This window comes from Jatrophihabitans sp. GAS493 (genome assembly GCF_900230215.1).
Taxonomy (GTDB): Bacteria; Actinomycetota; Actinomycetes; order Mycobacteriales; family Jatrophihabitantaceae; genus MT45.
This window is the reverse complement of sequence record NZ_LT907982.1, coordinates 893914-910563: the sequence shown is the minus strand read 5'-3', so window position 1 is coordinate 910563 and position 16650 is coordinate 893914. Positions and strand designations below refer to the sequence as shown.

General features: G+C 67.7%; 14 protein-coding genes. 5 read left to right on the top strand and 9 right to left on the bottom strand.

The annotated features are described in order from the left end of the window. Positions 1–12: 12 nt before the first annotated feature. Positions 13–723 (bottom strand): SipW-dependent-type signal peptide-containing protein, encoded by a 711-nt coding sequence (locus CPH63_RS04175; protein WP_096301701.1) that lies wholly within the window; start codon positions 721–723, stop codon positions 13–15. A 570-nt stretch (positions 724–1293) separates the two neighbouring features. Further along, positions 1294–1833, bottom strand: coding sequence for a MarR family winged helix-turn-helix transcriptional regulator (locus CPH63_RS04170; RefSeq protein WP_096301700.1), 540 nt, complete (start codon positions 1831–1833; stop codon positions 1294–1296). Between the two features lie 70 nt (positions 1834–1903). Here CPH63_RS04170 and CPH63_RS04165 point away from each other — a divergent pair, with 70 nt between their 5' ends. Beyond that, positions 1904–3151, top strand: coding sequence for an MFS transporter (locus tag CPH63_RS04165; RefSeq protein ID WP_157749265.1), 1248 nt, complete (start codon positions 1904–1906; stop codon positions 3149–3151). 31 nt (positions 3152–3182) lie between these two features. Here the strand turns inward: CPH63_RS04165 and CPH63_RS04160 are convergent, their stop codons facing one another. Next, positions 3183–3941: an SDR family oxidoreductase gene (locus CPH63_RS04160; RefSeq protein WP_096304936.1), complete on the bottom strand. Its 759-nt coding sequence runs from the start codon at positions 3939–3941 to the stop codon at positions 3183–3185. Between the two features lie 22 nt (positions 3942–3963). Continuing rightward, the gene (locus CPH63_RS04155) at positions 3964–5061 is read right to left on the bottom strand and encodes a branched-chain amino acid aminotransferase (protein ID WP_096301698.1); all 1098 of its coding nucleotides are present in this window, start codon (positions 5059–5061) and stop codon (positions 3964–3966) included. 113 nt (positions 5062–5174) lie between these two features. Here CPH63_RS04155 and CPH63_RS04150 point away from each other — a divergent pair, with 113 nt between their 5' ends. Further along, the gene (locus CPH63_RS04150) at positions 5175–6947 is read left to right on the top strand and encodes a substrate-binding domain-containing protein (RefSeq protein ID WP_157749264.1); all 1773 of its coding nucleotides are present in this window, start codon (positions 5175–5177) and stop codon (positions 6945–6947) included. On the opposite strand, the gene CPH63_RS04145 is transcribed toward CPH63_RS04150, so the two are convergent. The 3 genes from CPH63_RS04145 to CPH63_RS04135 form a co-directional block, all read right to left on the bottom strand. Next, entirely contained in the window at positions 6944–8011 is a 1068-nt protein-coding gene (locus CPH63_RS04145) for a glycosyltransferase family 2 protein (RefSeq protein ID WP_096301696.1), read from the bottom strand. The genes CPH63_RS04150 and CPH63_RS04145 overlap by 4 nt on opposite strands. Before the next feature lie 41 nt (positions 8012–8052). Then, positions 8053–9663 carry a molybdopterin-dependent oxidoreductase gene (locus CPH63_RS04140; protein WP_096301695.1) on the bottom strand — a complete coding sequence of 537 codons (1611 nt, stop codon included), beginning with the start codon at positions 9661–9663 and terminating at the stop codon, positions 8053–8055. Between the two features lie 122 nt (positions 9664–9785). Then, complete coding sequence (locus tag CPH63_RS04135; RefSeq protein WP_096301694.1) at positions 9786–10385, bottom strand: TetR/AcrR family transcriptional regulator; 600 nt, start codon at positions 10383–10385, stop codon at positions 9786–9788. 78 nt (positions 10386–10463) lie between these two features. Between CPH63_RS04135 and CPH63_RS04130 the strand changes: the two genes are divergently transcribed. Genes CPH63_RS04130 through CPH63_RS04120 form a run of 3 tightly spaced genes read left to right on the top strand, consistent with a single transcriptional unit; the run spans position 10464 to position 13891 of the window. Next, positions 10464–12005, top strand: a complete 1542-nt coding sequence (locus tag CPH63_RS04130) for an NAD(P)/FAD-dependent oxidoreductase (protein WP_096301693.1) — start codon at positions 10464–10466, stop codon at positions 12003–12005. Then, the gene (locus tag CPH63_RS04125; RefSeq protein ID WP_096301692.1) at positions 12002–12871 is read left to right on the top strand and encodes an SDR family oxidoreductase; all 870 of its coding nucleotides are present in this window, start codon (positions 12002–12004) and stop codon (positions 12869–12871) included. Before CPH63_RS04130 ends, CPH63_RS04125 begins: the two co-directional genes overlap by 4 nt. Further along, positions 12872–13891 carry an alpha/beta hydrolase gene (locus CPH63_RS04120; RefSeq protein WP_096301691.1) on the top strand — a complete coding sequence of 340 codons (1020 nt, stop codon included), beginning with the start codon at positions 12872–12874 and terminating at the stop codon, positions 13889–13891. Positions 13892–14058: 167 nt separating this feature from the next. Here CPH63_RS04120 and CPH63_RS04115 read toward each other — a convergent pair whose 3' ends face one another. Both CPH63_RS04115 and CPH63_RS23620 read right to left on the bottom strand, forming a co-directional pair. Continuing rightward, entirely contained in the window at positions 14059–15486 is a 1428-nt protein-coding gene (locus CPH63_RS04115) for a DUF6801 domain-containing protein (RefSeq protein ID WP_096301690.1), read from the bottom strand. A gap of 221 nt (positions 15487–15707) precedes the next feature. Further along, positions 15708–16649, bottom strand: a complete 942-nt coding sequence (locus tag CPH63_RS23620; RefSeq protein ID WP_197704566.1) for a MaoC/PaaZ C-terminal domain-containing protein — start codon at positions 16647–16649, stop codon at positions 15708–15710. Between the last annotated feature and the right edge of the window lies 1 nt (position 16650).

Sequence of the window (16650 nt, the reverse complement as noted above, 5' to 3'; positions counted from 1 at the left end):
TTGCGGGTCCGATCAGGAAGCGGTGAGGGTCCAGGTCAGCGTGACCGTGATCGTCTTGTTGCAGTAGGTGGCGCAGTTGGAGTCGGCGCCCGGCAGGCCACTGACGGTGAACTTGTACCAGGTGTGGTTCATCGTCGACGCGGTGTACGCGGTGCCGTTGGCCCAGGACGCGAGCGTTGCGCCCTGCGTGCCCATGCTGTTATCCGCACCACCGGGGTAGCTGCCGCAGCCACCGGAGTTGGTGTTCGTGCCCGGGGTGGTCACCGCCGCGCCCGCCGTGGAGTTGTACACCGCGGTGGTCATCGTCAGTTCCGACTGCAGCGTCGCCTGACCGGTTCCACCGAGGGTTCCAGCGAGCGTCATCCCGGTGGCCGTACCGGTGTAGTCCACCTCGATGCACTTGGTGGTCGCCGAGGATCCGGGGGAGAGGTTGGTGACGTTGAACATCGCGACACCGGTCGCGGTGGCCGAACCGGCCTCACCACCCTGGTTGTCGTCGATGAGGATCGTCGAGGTTGTGAAGGTGTTGCCGCCGTTCACATCCTGCGCGGTCCACGCGGCCCAGGTGCCGGCGACCGCCAGCGAACCCACAGCCAGCAACGCCGCGATGCTCATCAGCAGCTTGGTCTTGGAGAGTTGAAGCAGGGTGCGCAGCGGGGACGTCAGCAAGAAGAACCCACCTCTTCGCCGATCCCGGTCGCCTGATTCCTTGGCGTGTTTCATGTCAGTACCTTCCGTGTACTTGGTCGTCCGCTGCAGCGCCCGATTCCCCGCTGTATCGGTGGTATCGGTCGTGCAAGGAAAAAGTTAAGTGATTGCCGCCGAAACTTCTTGTTGATCTTGTTTTTTTTCCGCTGCAGGCGTATATCGATGGACTTCTTTGATCGACTGGTAGCGCATCGTGAGGAAAACTACCGAGCGCGCACAAGATGCTTCGGACACGTCCAGTACCGGATATCCCGCGGGCGTCCCTCCCGTGGATGACGTCGTGGAAGCTGCTCCACGTTCGGTCAAGTCGAGCGATGCAGGGCTCGACAAGATTGAGACCTGGGCCACAGGTTGCCTGGATTTGCTGGAGATCCGGGCCCCCGGCCGAACCGGGTGAGGTAGCCATCGGGACTGCATAACAGTACGGCCGACGGGATGAACCCCAATGCCGATGCTCAGATCGGCACATACTTTACTGCGAAAGCATCAGGGGCAGTTTCGTATATTTCAACGATAATTCGTAGGCGGCCACCAGCCGGCGGACTATGCCCCGGCAGCTAGGCCGCCGATAGTGCTAAATCTCCCTCAGTGCGCGCGGAGTCCAGCCACGATCTTCTCCAGCAGCATCGCTAATTGGCGCCGCTCGTCATCGTCGAGTGGGGTCACCAGGTTCGACTCGACAACGTCGGCTTCGGTGACCGCCCGCCGGAACAGCTCCCAGCCGGCTGAGGTGAGCGTCACCTGCATGCGGGTCCGGTTAGTGGCGTCCGGTTCGCGGGCGACCAGTTCCCGGGCCACCATCCCGTCCAGGCGATGAGTCATCGTCGACGGAGAGACTCCGCAGACGTCGGCCAGGTGTGAGGGCGTCGAATGCCCCTCGGGCCCCTCGACCGCCAAGCTGGTGAGGACGCTCCACTCGCCGGGGGAGATGTCGAGATCCAGGAACTGCTGCCGGTAGTAGATATCAAGACGCCGCCCCACGCGGCTGATCGCGGTGACGATGCGCTGCACCGACTCCTGGCCACCAGCCGCCGTGTAGACGGCCACCGCCCGCTCGAACTCGGCGTACGGCGTGACCGGCTTGGCTGTGGCGGAGCTATCAGTCTTTCGCTTTGCCGGTGGCATGGCCCTACTGTACGTTCGAGGTAGTACTTCGATATCGAAGTTTGAAATCAAAGTTAGACAGGAAAGTGAAATGCGCTCCAACCGCGGCCACGTCGCCGTGCTGCTCATCGGTTCATCCCTCGCCTCCGGCGGTTGGGGAGCAGTGCTCCCCTTCATCTACTCCGACATCAGCACCACCCGGCATCTCGGCGGCATGGTCGCCGCCGCCACCTTCATCGCCTTTGCCGTCGGCTCGCTGCTGGCCGCGCCCAGTGCCGGGGCCGCCGCCGATCGCGGCAATCCGGTTCGGGTCGCAGCGCTGGCTCGACTGGTCATGGCGCTGGCCGTCCTGGCCCTCGGCCTCAGCACCTCGACCCTCGGGGTCTGGTACAGCGCAGCGGCGCTCGGAGCAGGGGTCGCCTTCACCCAGCCGTCGATCTCGGTGCTCCTACTGGCCAGCACCCCGCAGCGGCGTCACCGCGACGTCTTCGCCTGGCAGTTCATCACTCAGAACCTGACGCTGGCCGTCGGTGGGTTCGTCGGTGGTCTGATCATCGACCTCAACAGCCCGGCCGGCACACACCGCGTCTACTACCTGGCCGCCCTCGCCGCCGTCGCCAGCGCCGTGACGGTCTACTCGGCCGGACGTGGCATCAGCACGACCCGGGTGCCGTCGAAGAAGGCGGTGGAGGCACCGGTTCGGTACCGCGAGATGCTCGCCAATCGCAGCCTGCGCCTGCTACTGGGCGTCACGATGCTCATCACGCTGGCCTGCTACGCCCAGTACGAGTCGGGGCTGCCCGCCTTCGCCATCAACGCCCTGCACGTCTCGACCAAGGTCATCGGTACCGCGGTCGCGGTGAACGCGATTCTGGTCGCCATCCTCACCGGCCCGGTCGTCGCCCTGACCAAGCGCTACGCGCCAACCACCCTGCTAGCCGCCTGCGCCTCGATCTGGATCGGCTGCTGGCTCATCATCGCGGTGCCGTTGGTGCTGCACGGAATGGCCTCGGTCGCGCTCATCACCGGTCTCGCCACGATCTCGGTCGGCGAGACGATGCTGGCTCCGGTCCTCAACCCGCTCGCCGCCTCAATCGCCCCCGACGGCGCGGTCGGACGGACGCTCTCCGCGGTCAGCGGTGCCACCACACTGGCCTGCGCCATCGGACCGGCGCTGTCCGGTGTCCTCATCGCCGCCGGAGTGCCGGCCGGATTCATCGTGCTCCAGCTGGCCTGCTGCATCGGCGCGATCGTGCTCGCGCGACGCCTCGGTGCCCACATGCGCATGGTCAAGCAGGTCGCCGACGCCGAGACCGAGGCCTACGGGCTGGCTGGCTGACGCTGCCCGGGTGGGTGGTCCGTCCCGCGGTTCAGGTGAAGCGGCGAACCAGCCGCAGCGGGGCGTTACGGGTGAAGACCGCGATTGCCCGCCACGGCCACGGCGGCACGATTGCGGTGGCGCTCTCCCGCTCGATCGCCTTCACCATCGCTCGGCAGCCGGTTTCGTTGTCCACCATGAGCGGCATCTTCCGGGTGACCTTGTCGTTCATCTCCGACTCGATATAGCCGGGGAAGAGGGTGGTGACGACGATGTCGTGTCCGGATTGGCCGAGCAGATCGGAGCGGATCCCCTCACCCAGAGCCGCGATCCCCGACTTCGTGGCCGCGTAGACAGTGGCCGCACCCGGCATGCCCCGCATCGCCGACATCGAAGAGACGATGACCAGATGCCCTGACTTCTTCGCATAGAAGTGCCCCATCGCCGCCTCGCACTGGGCCAGCGCCGCGACGAAGTTCGTCTCGGCCGTCTGCCGGTTGGCGGCGAAGCGGCCGCTGCCGACCCGCGCGCCTTTGCCGAGTCCGGCGTTGACGATCACCCGGTCGAGCCCACCCAGATCGGCCGCCGCCTTCTCGAAGACGGTAAAGACCGCATCGTGGTCGTTCACATCCAGCGGATGGCAGACGACGGTGATCTCCGGGTGGGACTCCAGCAACTCCTCGCGCAGCGCCTCCAGGCGGTCCAGACGGCGTGCGGTCAGGGCCAGGTTGTGCCCGGCGGCCGCGAAGAGACGGGCCATGCCCTCGCCCAGTCCGGCGCTGGCGCCGGTGATCAGGATGTTCCTGCGCATGTGCGGCTGCGCCGGCACCCGCTCAGCCCGCCGCGACGAGTTGGTGGATCCAGCCGTGGTCGTCGGCCGACTTGCCCGTCTGGATGCTGAGCAGCGCCTCACGCAGGGCCAGGGTCACCGGACCGGGTGCCCCGTCAGCCACGTTCCAGCCACCGGCGGCACTCTTCACCACCCCGACGGGCGTGATGACGGCCGCCGTTCCACAGGCGAATACCTCGGTGATCTCGCCGGAGGCACAGCCGGCCTGCCAGTCGTCGGTGGAGATCTTCCCCTCCTCGGCCGAGTAGCCGAGATCCGCGGCCAGGCTCAACAGCGAGTCGCGGGTCACCCCCGGCAGCAGGGTGCCGGTGAGCGCCGGTGTCACGATCCGGGCGGTGGCTCCACTGCCGTAGACGAAGTAGAGGTTCATTCCGCCCATCTCCTCGACCCAGCGGTGCTCAACCGCATCCAGCCAGACCACCTGGTCGCAGCCCTGAGCGGCGGCGGCGGCCTGGGCCACCAGCGACGCGGCGTAGTTGCCGCCGCATTTGGCCTCACCGGTGCCGCCGGGAGCGGCCCGGGTGAACTCGGTGGAGAGCCAGACCGTCACCGGCTTGACCCCACCGCTGAAGTAGGCGCCAGCCGGGGAGGCGATCAGCAGGAAGGTATACGCGTTCGCCGGTCGCACGCCCAGGCCGACCTCGGTGGCGATCATGAACGGACGCAGGTAGAGCGCGGCCTCGCCGTCGCTCGGCACCCAGGCTTGATCAGTCTCGACGAGCAGCCGCACCGCCTCGACGAAGAGCGCCTCCGGCAGCTCAGCCATCGCCAACCGCCGGGCCGAACGGCGGAAGCGGGCCGCGTTGGCGTCCGGACGGAAGGTGCCGATCGAGCCGTCGGCCTGGCGGTAGGCCTTCAGCCCCTCGAAGATCTCCTGGCCGTAGTGCAACACCATGGTCGCCGGGTCCAGGGTCAGCGGCCCATAGGGCACCAGCTGTACGTCGCTCCACCCACCGTCAGCGGTCCAGTCGATGCGCACCATGTGGTCGGTGAAGTACCGGCCGAAGCCGGGGTTGGCGAGGATTGCCGCGCGTTCGTCGGCGCTGCGCGGCTGCGGGTTGAGTGCGACGGTGGTGGCCATGGCTTCGATCTTAGTTCGCCGAAACGCTTTGCGTTACAGGGATTTGCTGGCACGCTGGCGTCACTACTCGCCAGTACAAAGGGGCACCCGTGCGGCCGTCGAAGAAGCAAATTGTGTTAGCCGTGCTGGTGGTCGGGCTCGGCACCTTCGCAGGCCTGAAGTACCACGCCGATCACAGCAACAAGGAGCAGATCGCTGCCGTCACCCCGCCCCGGCCGGGCTGCGACACCGTGACCGTCGCCGCCGCCACCGAGATGGCGCCGCTGCTGACCAAGATCGCCGACACGTACAACCACAGCGCGCGGACGGTCAACGGCAAGTGTTTCGGCATCAAGATCGACGCGGTCGACTCGGCCGACGCCGAAGCTCAGCTGGTGGCCGGCTGGGATGTCCGGCGCGGCGACGCCCCGGACGTCTGGGCCCCCGCCTCCTCCAGCTGGCTGGCGATCTTCGGCGACGACGCGGCCGAGGCCGACCGTTCAACGGCGCTGGTCCCGAGCTCCGCCAGCTCCATCGCCTCCACCGCCCTCACCATCGCCATGCCGAAGCCGATGGCGACCGCACTGGGGTGGCCGAAGGCCCCGATCGGCTGGAGCGAGCTGGCCGCGCTGGCCGGTAACCCAGCCGGCTGGGGGTCGAAGGGGCACCCGGAGTGGGGCGCCTTCACCTTCGTCAAGGCGAACCCGAACTACTCCACCTCCGGGCTGAACGCGACGATCGCCGCCTTCAACGCCGGCGCCGGCTCACCCACCCCGCTGAGCAGCGGCAGCGTCGCTTCGATCACCGCGCGCCGCCTCGACGCGTCGCTGGAGCAGGCGGTCGTCAACTACGGCGACGACCCGACGGCCTTCCTCCGCACCCAGCAGCGGGCCGACACCGAGGGCAAGCCGCTCAGCTACGCCAGCGCCTATGCCGTGGACGAGAAGGCGGTGCTCGACTACGACGCCGGCAACCCGAGCGGTGACCCGAAGACGGCGGGGACGCACGCGAAGCCGAGGGTCCCGCTGGTCGCCATCTACCCGACCGAGGGGACGCTCTTCAGCGACAACCCCTACGCGGTGCTCAACGCGCCCTGGTCGACCCGCGACCGGGAGGCCGGGGCGAAGGACTTCTTCGACTACGTCGTGCTCCCGGCCCAGCAGAAGGTTCTCACCGACGCCGGCTTCCGCGGCCCGACGAAGAAGCCGGGTGCCGGCATCGTGGCCAGCCCGAACGTGTCGGCGGCCGGCCCGACGGTCACCCTCTCCACCCCGTCCGGCAGCACCATCGCCGCGCTGCGCTCGGCCTGGGGCCTGCTGCGCAAACCGGCTCGGGTGCTGCTGATGATGGATGTCTCCAGCTCGATGGGCGACAGCACCGCCGAAAACGGACCGACGAAGCTCGAGCAGGCGAAATCGGCCGCGCTCAGTGCGCTGGACGAGTTCAACGGAGCCGACGAGGTCGGGCTCTGGCAGTACAGTTCGGCGCTGCCACCGGGGGCGCAGACCTATCAGGAACTCGTGCCGGTCGGGCACTTCGACATCGACAAGAGCCAGATCACGGCGGCGATCTCGACGCTGACCCCGAAGAACGATTCGACGCTGATCCCGGCCGTCCGGGCGGCGACGAGCCAGCTGACCGAAGACGTCGAGCCCGGACATATCAACGCGGTCGTGCTGCTCAACAACGCGAAGAACAACTTCGCGGCCGATAACGACCAGGCCGGGCTGGTCGCCGCTCTGCAGCGCTCGACGTCCGGGGTGCAGATCTACTCGATCGCCTACGGCAGCGGAGCCGACAAGCCCGCTCTGCAGTCCTACTCCGACGTCACGAAGGGGCAGCTCTACGACGCTACGGATACCTCGACCGCGGCGGAGGCATTCACCAGCGCCTTCGCGAGCTTCTAGGCCGCCACCGGCTGCAGCTGCGTCCCGATCGGGGCGGCGAGCACCAGCTCGACCTCTTCGGGGCTGAGCTCGTCGCCGGCCCGCATCGAGATGCGGCGCAGCCCGGTCGCGACGTGCTGACCGCGCCGCCAGCTGCGGTCGTCGGGGCGCACCCGGACGACCACGACGTCGCCCTCCAGCGCGGCAAGCAATTGCGCGATCGGCTCGGGGTCGGTGACCAGCAGGACGACCTCGTAGCGGGACTCGCCAAGCGAGCGCTGGATGCTGAGCAGGCTCTGCAGCAGCGTCAGCTGGTCGCCGTCGCAGCGCACCAGCACGCTCAACGGGAAGGCCCGGTCCAGCTTGGCCCGGTAGAGCTCGCCGTTGCCCTGCTGCACGCGGTACCAGTCGATGCCGTTGGCGTCGAAGGTCGAGTGGTACTGGTGATAGACGAAGGCACTCTCGGCCATCACCAGCCGCCAGCTGGCGAGCAGCATCCGGGTGCAGAGATCGTCATCCTCGTAGCCGCCCTGGCCGTAGCAGAGGTCGAAGCCGCCGAGCTCGCGGAACGCCTCGGTGCGCACCGCCAGGCAGAACCCGACGAGGCGGGAGACGTCGCTCCAGCTGGCCCCTTCTCGGGCCCGGAGATCGGACACGATCTCAGCCGCGGCGGCATCGACGACCGGCGCACCGGTGGCGTCCACGACCTGCTGGGTACCGCTGACCGCATTGCTCATCGGCCCGGCCGCACCGATCGTGTCGTCGACGAAGGGGGCGGTGAGGTCCTCGATCCAACCCGCGCTCGGGATGGTGTCGTTGTTCAGGAAGATGACCAGCTCGTGGCGGGCCAGCGCGGCGCCGTCGTTGCAGGCGGCCGCGAAACCGAGGTTGGCCGGGTGGGTGACCACCTCGAGCCAGTCCGCGCGCTCGGCCAGCGCCGCCGCGGTTGGATCGCTGGAGCCGTCGTCCACCACGATCACCTGATCAGCCGGTCCGAGGGTCGGCCGCAGCGCGGCCAGGCACTGCAGCGTCACCTCGACGGCGTTCCAGACCGGGACGACGATGCTCACCGGGAGACGACTCATGTACCTCTGATCGGCAGCCGGGGCCGGTTGTTGAACCGCGGCTACCGGGCCCGGACCGTCACCGCGTGCAGCCCGGTGGCCCCCGACGGGTATGGCTCGGCCCGATCGCTGGTCTGCACCTTCCCCGTCGCGTCGGTCGCCCGCACCCGCAGCGTGTGCGGGCCGGAGCCGGCGACCGTCCACGGGTAGACCCACTGCCGCCAGGTGTCGACCGAGGGGACGCCGGCCAGCCGGGCCTGCTGCCAGGCGCCGTCGTCGACCTGCACCTCGACGGCGGAGACGCCGACGTGCTGGTCCCAGGCCACCCCGGCCACCGCGACCGTGTCACCCACCGACACGACCTGGTTCGGCGACGGCGTGTCGATGCGGGAGGCGAGCAGGATCGGGCCCTGCGGTGCCCAGCCGCCCTGCACCCAGTAGGCCTGACTGGACGCGAAGGTGGTCGCCTCCAGATCGACGATCCACTTGCAGGCGGAGACGTAGCCGTAGAGCCCGGGGACAACCATCCGAACCGGAAAGCCGTGTTCGGTCGGCAGCGGTTCGCCGTTCATCCCGACCGCGAGCATGGCATCCCGGCCGTCCATCACGACGGTGGTTGGGGAGCCGATCGTCATACCGTCACTGGAGCTGGCGACGAGCTGGTCGGCCTCTGGGTGCACCCCGGCCTCCCGCAGTAGATCGGCCAGCCGGGCTCCGCGGAATTTGGTGTTGCCGATGAGGTTCCCGCCCACCTCGTTCGAGACGCAGGTGAGGGTGATCCACCGTTCAATGAGCGGCCGGGCCAGCAGCTGGTCGTAACTGAGGGTGATCTCGCGCTCGACCATGCCGTGGATGCGTAGTCGCCATTTAGCCGGATCGATCTGGGGGACCGTGAGGGCGGTGTCGATCCGGTAGAAGTCCTTGGACGGGATGAGGAACGGGACCCCGCTCTTGCCGAGGTCGTAGGTGGCGGCGTTGGCGGTGACCCCGAGGTCGCTCGCGGCGACGGGGGCCGCTGGGGTCCCCGCCTCGCTGGCCGGCGACGGCAGGGTGATCGCGGCCCGAGCGGCGGCGGCGTTGTAACGGCTGCGCTGCAGGGCCCGCCCGCCGAGGCTGCCGAAGAGCGTCACCGCGGCCGCGGCCAGGGTGCCCCGCAGGAAGAGGCGTCGGTCGGCGATCAGCCCGGCCTCGGCGGCGACGGGTGCCGGGTTCAGGGTGGAGAAGAGGTACCAGATCGTAACCATCCCGGCCGCGGCCGCGAAGACGGCCGGGATGGCGTCTGCGGCGTGGTGGGCATTGGTGGTGAGGGCGGCGTAGACGCCGAGTACACCGAAGACACCGAAGCCGACGACGCCGTAGACGCGGCGGCGCAGAGCGAGGAGGCCGAGCCCCATCGCGAGCAGGGCGATGCCGAAGTAGATCCCGGTGAGCAGCGTCGACTTGTCGTTGGTCCCGAACTCACGGATCGCCCAGCGCTTCACCGGCTCCGGGGTGAGCAGGATGATGCGGTTGCCGACGACGATGATCGGCGACGCCGCAGGCCGCACGAAGGCGGCGACCAGCTCGCCGACGCCGACGGCCACCCCGGCGCTGAGCAGGCCGAAGAGGGCGGCGATGCTCCAACGCGCCCAGCGAGCCGTCTGCGATGAGCCGGGTGTCACCGCAGCGCTCATCTCTCAATACTGCGCCGGATCACTGTGAGACACCCCTGGATCGGGGCCGAGCGACCATTACTGATCGCTTACGGCGTCACCGGTCGGTGACGTGGTGTGGAAGCGGGCTCGGACGTCGCCGCTCAAACGTTGGCGGCGCCGGCGAGCGCGAAGAGCGCGTTGGCGAGCAGTTGCATCAACTGCTCCCGGGAGGTGACCCCGGGCTGGCCGGCCCGCAGCCACCGCACGATGACCTCCTCGGCGAAGGCGACCCACCCGTGTACCGCCAGCTCGACCTCGGGGGTGGGGGTCACCCCGAACTCCGGTGCCGACTGCAGGATCCGGTTCGCGTTGGCCGACCGGGTCGCGTCGAAGAGGGCACGGAGCTCGTCGTCCCCGCTGGCCGCGCCGCGCACCAGCGATATGTAGGTGTCGGAGTTCTCGGTGACGTAGTCGATCATCTTGCCCAGCGAGGTCACCAGGCGCTGCTCGGCCGGCAGGTCCGGATCAGGGGCCGTCACCTCCAGCATGTGCCGGGCCGCCTCGGTCGCCACCGCCAGGTGGAACTCCTGCTTGGAGTTGAAGTAATGGAAGAGCAGCCCTCGCGAGATGCCGGCCTGATCGGCCAGCTCCTCCACTGAAAGCTCCTCGAGCGGGCGGGTCGCCAGCATCTGCAGCCCCAAGGCGATGAGCTGCGCCCGCCGCTCCTCCGGGGCCAGCCGGACCCGCTTCGCTGTCGTCACCGGTTCACCCTAACCCTCTTACTGACGATCTGTCATTAACTATTGACTGACGTTCAATGAGGGTATTACCCTACCTCCATGACCGCACAATCGCAGCTGGCCGCAGACCCGGCCACCACCCCGCGCCATGTGCGCGCCCTCATCGTCGGCAGCGGCTTCGCGGGGCTCGGCACCGCTATCCGCCTCACCCAGCGCGGAGACCGCGACTACCTCGTCATCGAGCGGGGCAGTGAGGTCGGCGGCACCTGGCGCGACAACACCTACCCCGGTGCGGCCTGCGACGTCCCGTCGCACCTGTATTCGTTCTCGTTCGAGTTGAACCCGAACTGGAGTCGCTCCTTCTCCCCGCAGCCGGAGATCCAGCAGTACCTGCGCACGACGGCCAAGAAGTACCGCGTGCTCAACAACATGCTCTTCAACACCGAGGTGAACTCCGCCAACTGGGATTCCGACACGAACACCTGGATCGTCGACACCTCGAACGGCACCTTCACCGCCGATGTGCTGGTCAGTGCCAGCGGTGCGCTCTGCGAGCCGTCGCTGCCCGACATCAAGGGCATCGAGACCTTCACCGGCGACTTCTTCCACTCCGCCCGGTGGAACCACGACATCAGCCTGGAGGGGAAGCGAGTCGCGGTCATCGGTACCGGCGCCTCGGCCATCCAGATCGTCCCCGAGGTGGCGAAGATCGCCGGGCGCCTGGACGTCTACCAGCGCACCGCGCCGTGGATCATGCCCCGCAGTGATCGTCCGTACTCCTCGGCCGAGCGGCAGATGTTCAAGCGCCTGCCGATCACCCAGCGCATCGCCCGCTCCTCCATCTACTGGGCCCGCGAGCTGATCGTGCTCGGGATGGCCAAGAACCCGAAGCTGCTCAACGTTCCCCAGCGCATCGCCGAGCGCCACATCGCGCGGCAGGTGAAGAGCGCCGACCTGCGCGAGAAGGTCACCCCGTCCTGGCAGATCGGCTGCAAGCGGATCCTCATCTCCAACACCTGGTACCCGGCCCTGCAGCGGGAGAACGTGGAACTCATCACCGACGGAATCGCCGAGGTCCGTCCGAATGCCATCGTCAGCCGGGACGGCACCGTCCGCGAGGTCGACGCGATCATCCTGGCCACCGGCTTCCACGTCACCGACCCGCCGATCGCCGACTCGATCAAGGGTCCGGACGGCTCGACGCTCGGCGAGGTCTGGCGTACCGGTGGACAGCAGGCCTACAAGGGAACCGCCGTGGCCGGTTTCCCCAATCTCTTCTTCCTGGTCGGCCCGAACACCGGCCTCGGCCACAGCTCGATGGTCTACATGATCGAGTCCCAGATCAACTACCTGCTCTCCGCCCTGGACGCGATGCGCAAGCACGATCTGGCCACCGTGGAGGTCCGTAAGGACAAGCAGGACAGCTTCAACAAGTCAGTGCAGCAGAAGATGAGCAAGAGCGTCTGGACGACCGGCGGCTGCGCCAGTTGGTACCTCGATGCCCACGGTAACAACACCACCCTCTGGTCGAGTTTCACCTTTAGTTTCCGGCGGATCACCCGCAACTTCGATCTCGCGGCCTACCGCAGCACTGCGCACAACGACCGTCGTGCGCTCACCTCAGTTAAGGATGCTTCATGACATTCAGCGGCAGAGTCGCGGTCATCACCGGCGCCGGTTCGGGTATCGGACGGGCCCTGGCGCTCGACCTCGCCAAGCGCGGCGCCAAGCTCGCGATCAGCGACGTCGACACCACCGGCCTGGATGAGACCGCCCGCCAGGCCCGGGCTCTCGGCGCGACCGTGAAGTCCGATCGCCTTGACGTGACCGACCGCGCCGAGTTCCTGGCCTACGCCGATGCCGTGATCGCCGAGTTCGGCACCGTTGGAATCGTCATCAACAACGCCGGCATCGCCTTCACCGGCGATATCAACGACATGAGCTTCGAGCAGATCGAGCGGGTCATGAACGTCGACTTCTGGGGTGTCGTCAACGGCACCAAGGCGTTCCTGCCGCACCTGATCGCCTCCGGCGACGGCCGGCTGGTGAACGTCTCCTCGCTCTTCGGCCTCCTCTCCGTTCCCGGCCAGGGTGCTTACAACGCCGCCAAGTTCGCGGTGCGCGGCTTCACCGAGGCGCTGCGGCAGGAGATGCTGGTGCAGGGTCACCCGGTGCTGGTGACCTGCGTTCACCCCGGCGGCATCAAGACAGCCATCGCGCGCAACGCAGGGGCAGTCGACGGCCTGGACGCGGCCGTGCTCGGCAACTTCTTCGACAAGAAGCTGGCCATCACCTCGCCGGAGGCGGCGGCCAAGACGATCCTGCGTGCCTCCGAACGGGGAAAGGCCCGGGTGCTCGTCGGCCCCGACGCCAAGGCTCTCGACCTAGTCATCCGCGCCGTCGGCTCGAGCTACCAGCGCTTCGGTGCCCGCTACGCGCGCCGGACGGTGCCGCAGCGCAAGGTTCCGACCGAGCTGAAGGCGGCCGCCATCGCCGACGGCAAGTAGATGAAGCCTCGTTACCTGCCCCGGGGCGCGGTGGTCGCCACGCTCAAGCCGATGTACTGGGTGACGCTGCACCACCGGATGCCGACGAAGGCGTCGCGGCGCATCCTCGACTTCACCGGAGCGAGCCAGCCGCTGCCCTCGGGAAGCGTGGTCGAGCCACTGACGCTGGGCGGCCGGCCGGCCGAACGGATCACCGTTGGCGCCACCGACCGCCCGCGGGCCGTGCTCTACCTGCACGGCGGTGGCTACACCGTCGGTTCGCTGACCACCCACCGCTCGCTGGCCGCGTTTCTGGCTCGCGAGAGTGGCGCGGTCGTCTTCGCCCTCGACTACCGGTTGGCTCCGGAGAACCCGTACCCGGCGGCGGTGGACGATGCGGTTGCGGCGTTCATGGATATCGTCCGGGCCCACGGCTTCGCTCCCGACCAGATCGCCATCAGCGGCGACTCGGCCGGCGGCGGTCTCTCAGTGGCCACCGCCCGACGCCTCATCGACGACCATGGCGTGACCCCGGGCGCGCTGGCTCTGCTTTCTCCGTGGACCGACCCGAGTGACGAGGACGTCGCGAAGAGCCGAGATCTGGTGGTGAACACCGCGTGGGGCCGCAACAACGCTGCCGCCTACCGCGGGCACGCCGACCCGAAGACCCCGGGCTACGCACCGATGTACGCCACCATGAGTGGGCTGCCACCGATGCTGGTGCACGTGGGAACTTCAGAGTTGCTGCTGCCGCAGATTCGCCGCTTCGTCGAGACGGCGCGAGCGGGCGGCGTGGATGTTGAGTACCGGGAGTTTCCGGAGCTCTGGCATAGCGGTCACACACAGGCGGGGATGCTGCGGGAGGCGGCCGACGCTGTACATGCAGTCGGAGTCTTCATCCGGGCCCAGCTCGACTCTGCCTACGCGGCCTCGGCCGCCGGGGCCGTCGGCACAGGGCCCGCCAAAGACGGCGAGGCGATCCCAGCGCCGCGTCGGCGGCGGAGGGCAACGAGCGCTTCGGCGTCCAACCCCTCCGCTTAGGGTTCGTGGTCTCGCCTGCCCCGTGATGGCGAGACCATGAAACCAGGAAGCCGTCACCCGATCACTCGGGTGGCGGCTTCCGTCGTATTCGGATGATGCAAAACGGGGGAGTTTTCTTCCCGGAATCCGGGAAGAAAACTCCCCCTTCGAACTAGGGGCCTACTGACCTACCGGAGGTTGTCGAACCAGCCGGAGAAGTAGTTGGCTCCGGCGTCATGGGCTGGCGAGGAGGCCCGTCGACGCTGGCCGTAGACCAGCAGGAAGACACCGCCGACGACAAGGGCAACGCCGCCGAAGACCACCGGGCGTGAGTCGTAGCCGGTGCTGGCCAGGTTGGTGTCCGTGTTCGTCGGCACCGGCGTGACCACCAGCGGATCGACGCCCGAGGCGTCCGCCGCCACCACGAAGTCGAACTCAGCACTCGTGCCGCCGCCGGTGAAGATCAGCTTGTGCGCACCGGCCTCAAGTCCGGTCGGGACGGTGAACGGGTAGACGACGTCCCCGTCTTCGTCCGAGGTGGTCGTGCCCAAGTCCTGCGGCGTCGAGTGGAGAACGATGTCCATCGCCGTGTCCGGGGCAACGCCGGAGAGTCCGATCAACACGTTCTGGCCCGGCGTCAGCGTGGTTCCGTTGGCGATCGGCGAACCGGACGCATCGACTGCGAAGACTAGCGGCGGAAGCGGCGTCTCGGTCGGCTCCGGAGTGGCAGTCGCCTCAGGCTCCGGGGTGGCAGTCGCCTCAGGCGCCGGAGTGGCAGTAGCTACCGGCTCCGGGGTGGCGGTCGGCGCGGGTGTGGCCGTCGGGACCGGTGTCGCCGTGGCCGCAGGCTCCGGCGTCGGGGTCGAGCCGGGCTCCGGGGTGGCCGTCGGTGCGGGTGTGGCCGTCGGGATCGGCGTCGCGGTGGGAGCCGGCGTGGCCGTCGGGACCGGGGTCGCGGTCACAACCGGGCCGGCCGCAGTGACCGGGATCGAGCCGAGGACGAGATTCGCCTTCGGATCGTAGCTACACGGGATGGTCTGCTTCGCGACCGGAAGGACGCTGGTGCCGGCCGCGTTCTTGGGATTGAAGACCGCGTTGACCGTCGTAGCGGTTAGGGTGGCCGTGCCCTGCGCCGTCAGGGTCGCGGTCGGCGACGGGCCGGTGGCGGTGATGGTGAACTCCGGGCCGTCACCCTGGGCGTTCTGGGTCTGCGGGACCGGGGTCTTCGGCACGGTCGCGGTGATCTGCAGATTGCTGGGCGACGCATTGGTCAGCGATGCACCGGCGGTGATCGAGCCTTCCAAGGTGGTGGCACCCAAAATCTGCAGCGCGTCGGTGGTCGCGACGTTCAGCGTGATGCTGATCGAGAAGTTCTGCAGGGTGACCTGGTCACCGACCTTGGCCGTGGAGGGGATGTCGGCCTTCACATGGGCCGAATACTGCTCGAGTCCGGCCACCGGAATCGTGCAGTTCGTCAGCACCGTGGCGTTGATGGTGGAGAGCGCCGACGCACCTGTCGCCCCGGCGACGACTCCGACCACGCTCAAGGCGACTCCGCCGATCACAGCGGCGATCCCCACCGGCTTGGTGACTGAGATTTTCTTCTTAAAATTCATGTGCCATCCCCCGACTCGACTGCATTGTCTCTTCGGTCACCCATCCACGTTACCCACGAGTCTATGAAAACTCACGAGTAGACGAGATCTGGGTCACCTACAGACCGCTCAACCTACCCGACGGTAACGTCCCTCACAACAGTAGAGAGCCAGCCTGTGGATATTCCTTCACAGGCTGGCTCTCGTGGTACGTTGCCGTGTTTTTCGGCAATTACCGCCAGTTAATAGACCGTTCCGCTGAGGTGCGGTTTCCCACTCTTGGCATTACGCACATCCAACGACGTGCGGCTCGCGCCGGCCGACCGATGCTGCTCGGAGCGTAGGGCGACTCGGGACGGCAGGAAGACCGGTGTCTTGAAGGCGACATCCACCGTGAAGCTGTCGGGCAAGCGTCCCTCGAGCGAGGCAATCGTGCGGGCCTTGAGCCACATGCCGTGGGCGATCGCACCCTTGAACCCGAAGGCCTTGGCCGTGAGGTTGTGCAGATGAATCGGGTTGCTATCTCCCGAGACGCCCGCGTACTTGCGGCCGATGTCGCCGGGGACCTTGATCAGTGCCGCGACTCCGCCCGGCAACTGCTCGACCGGACGCACCTTCGGCTTGGCTTCCGACTTTTCACCAGCCGACTTTTCACCAGCCGACTTCTCGCCAGCTGAACCGCTCGGCTTGCCACGCCGCAGGTAGGTGCTGCGATCGGTCCAGACCAGCTCGTCACCGACGAACGCCTGCGAGACGAGATCGATCTGGCGACCCGAGTCGTGCGGTCGGAGGTTCTCCGCATGCACCCGCAGGTTCACCACCTCGTCCAGGGTGACCGGGCGAAGCTGGCTGATCGTGTTGTTGACGTGCACCGTGCCCGGCGCCGGGAACGGGAACTCCGGCTCGACCATCAGCGACATCTGCAGCGGAAAGGCCAGCACATGTAGATAGGTGACCGGCAACTCGTCCCGTCCACCGAACCCGCAGACGCTTTGGTATGCCGCGAGGTGAGCGGCGTCGATCTTCTGGTCGTTCAGCGTGAAGACCGTGGATGGCGTCGTCTTGCCGTGCGGCCCGCGGGCGCCGAGGGCCGCCCGCAGGAAGAGCGGCCCCATCTTCGGTGGCGCGCTGAGCGCCCGGATCTTCGGCGGGAGCGACGTCTCGTTCTTGACCGAAGCGGTCACC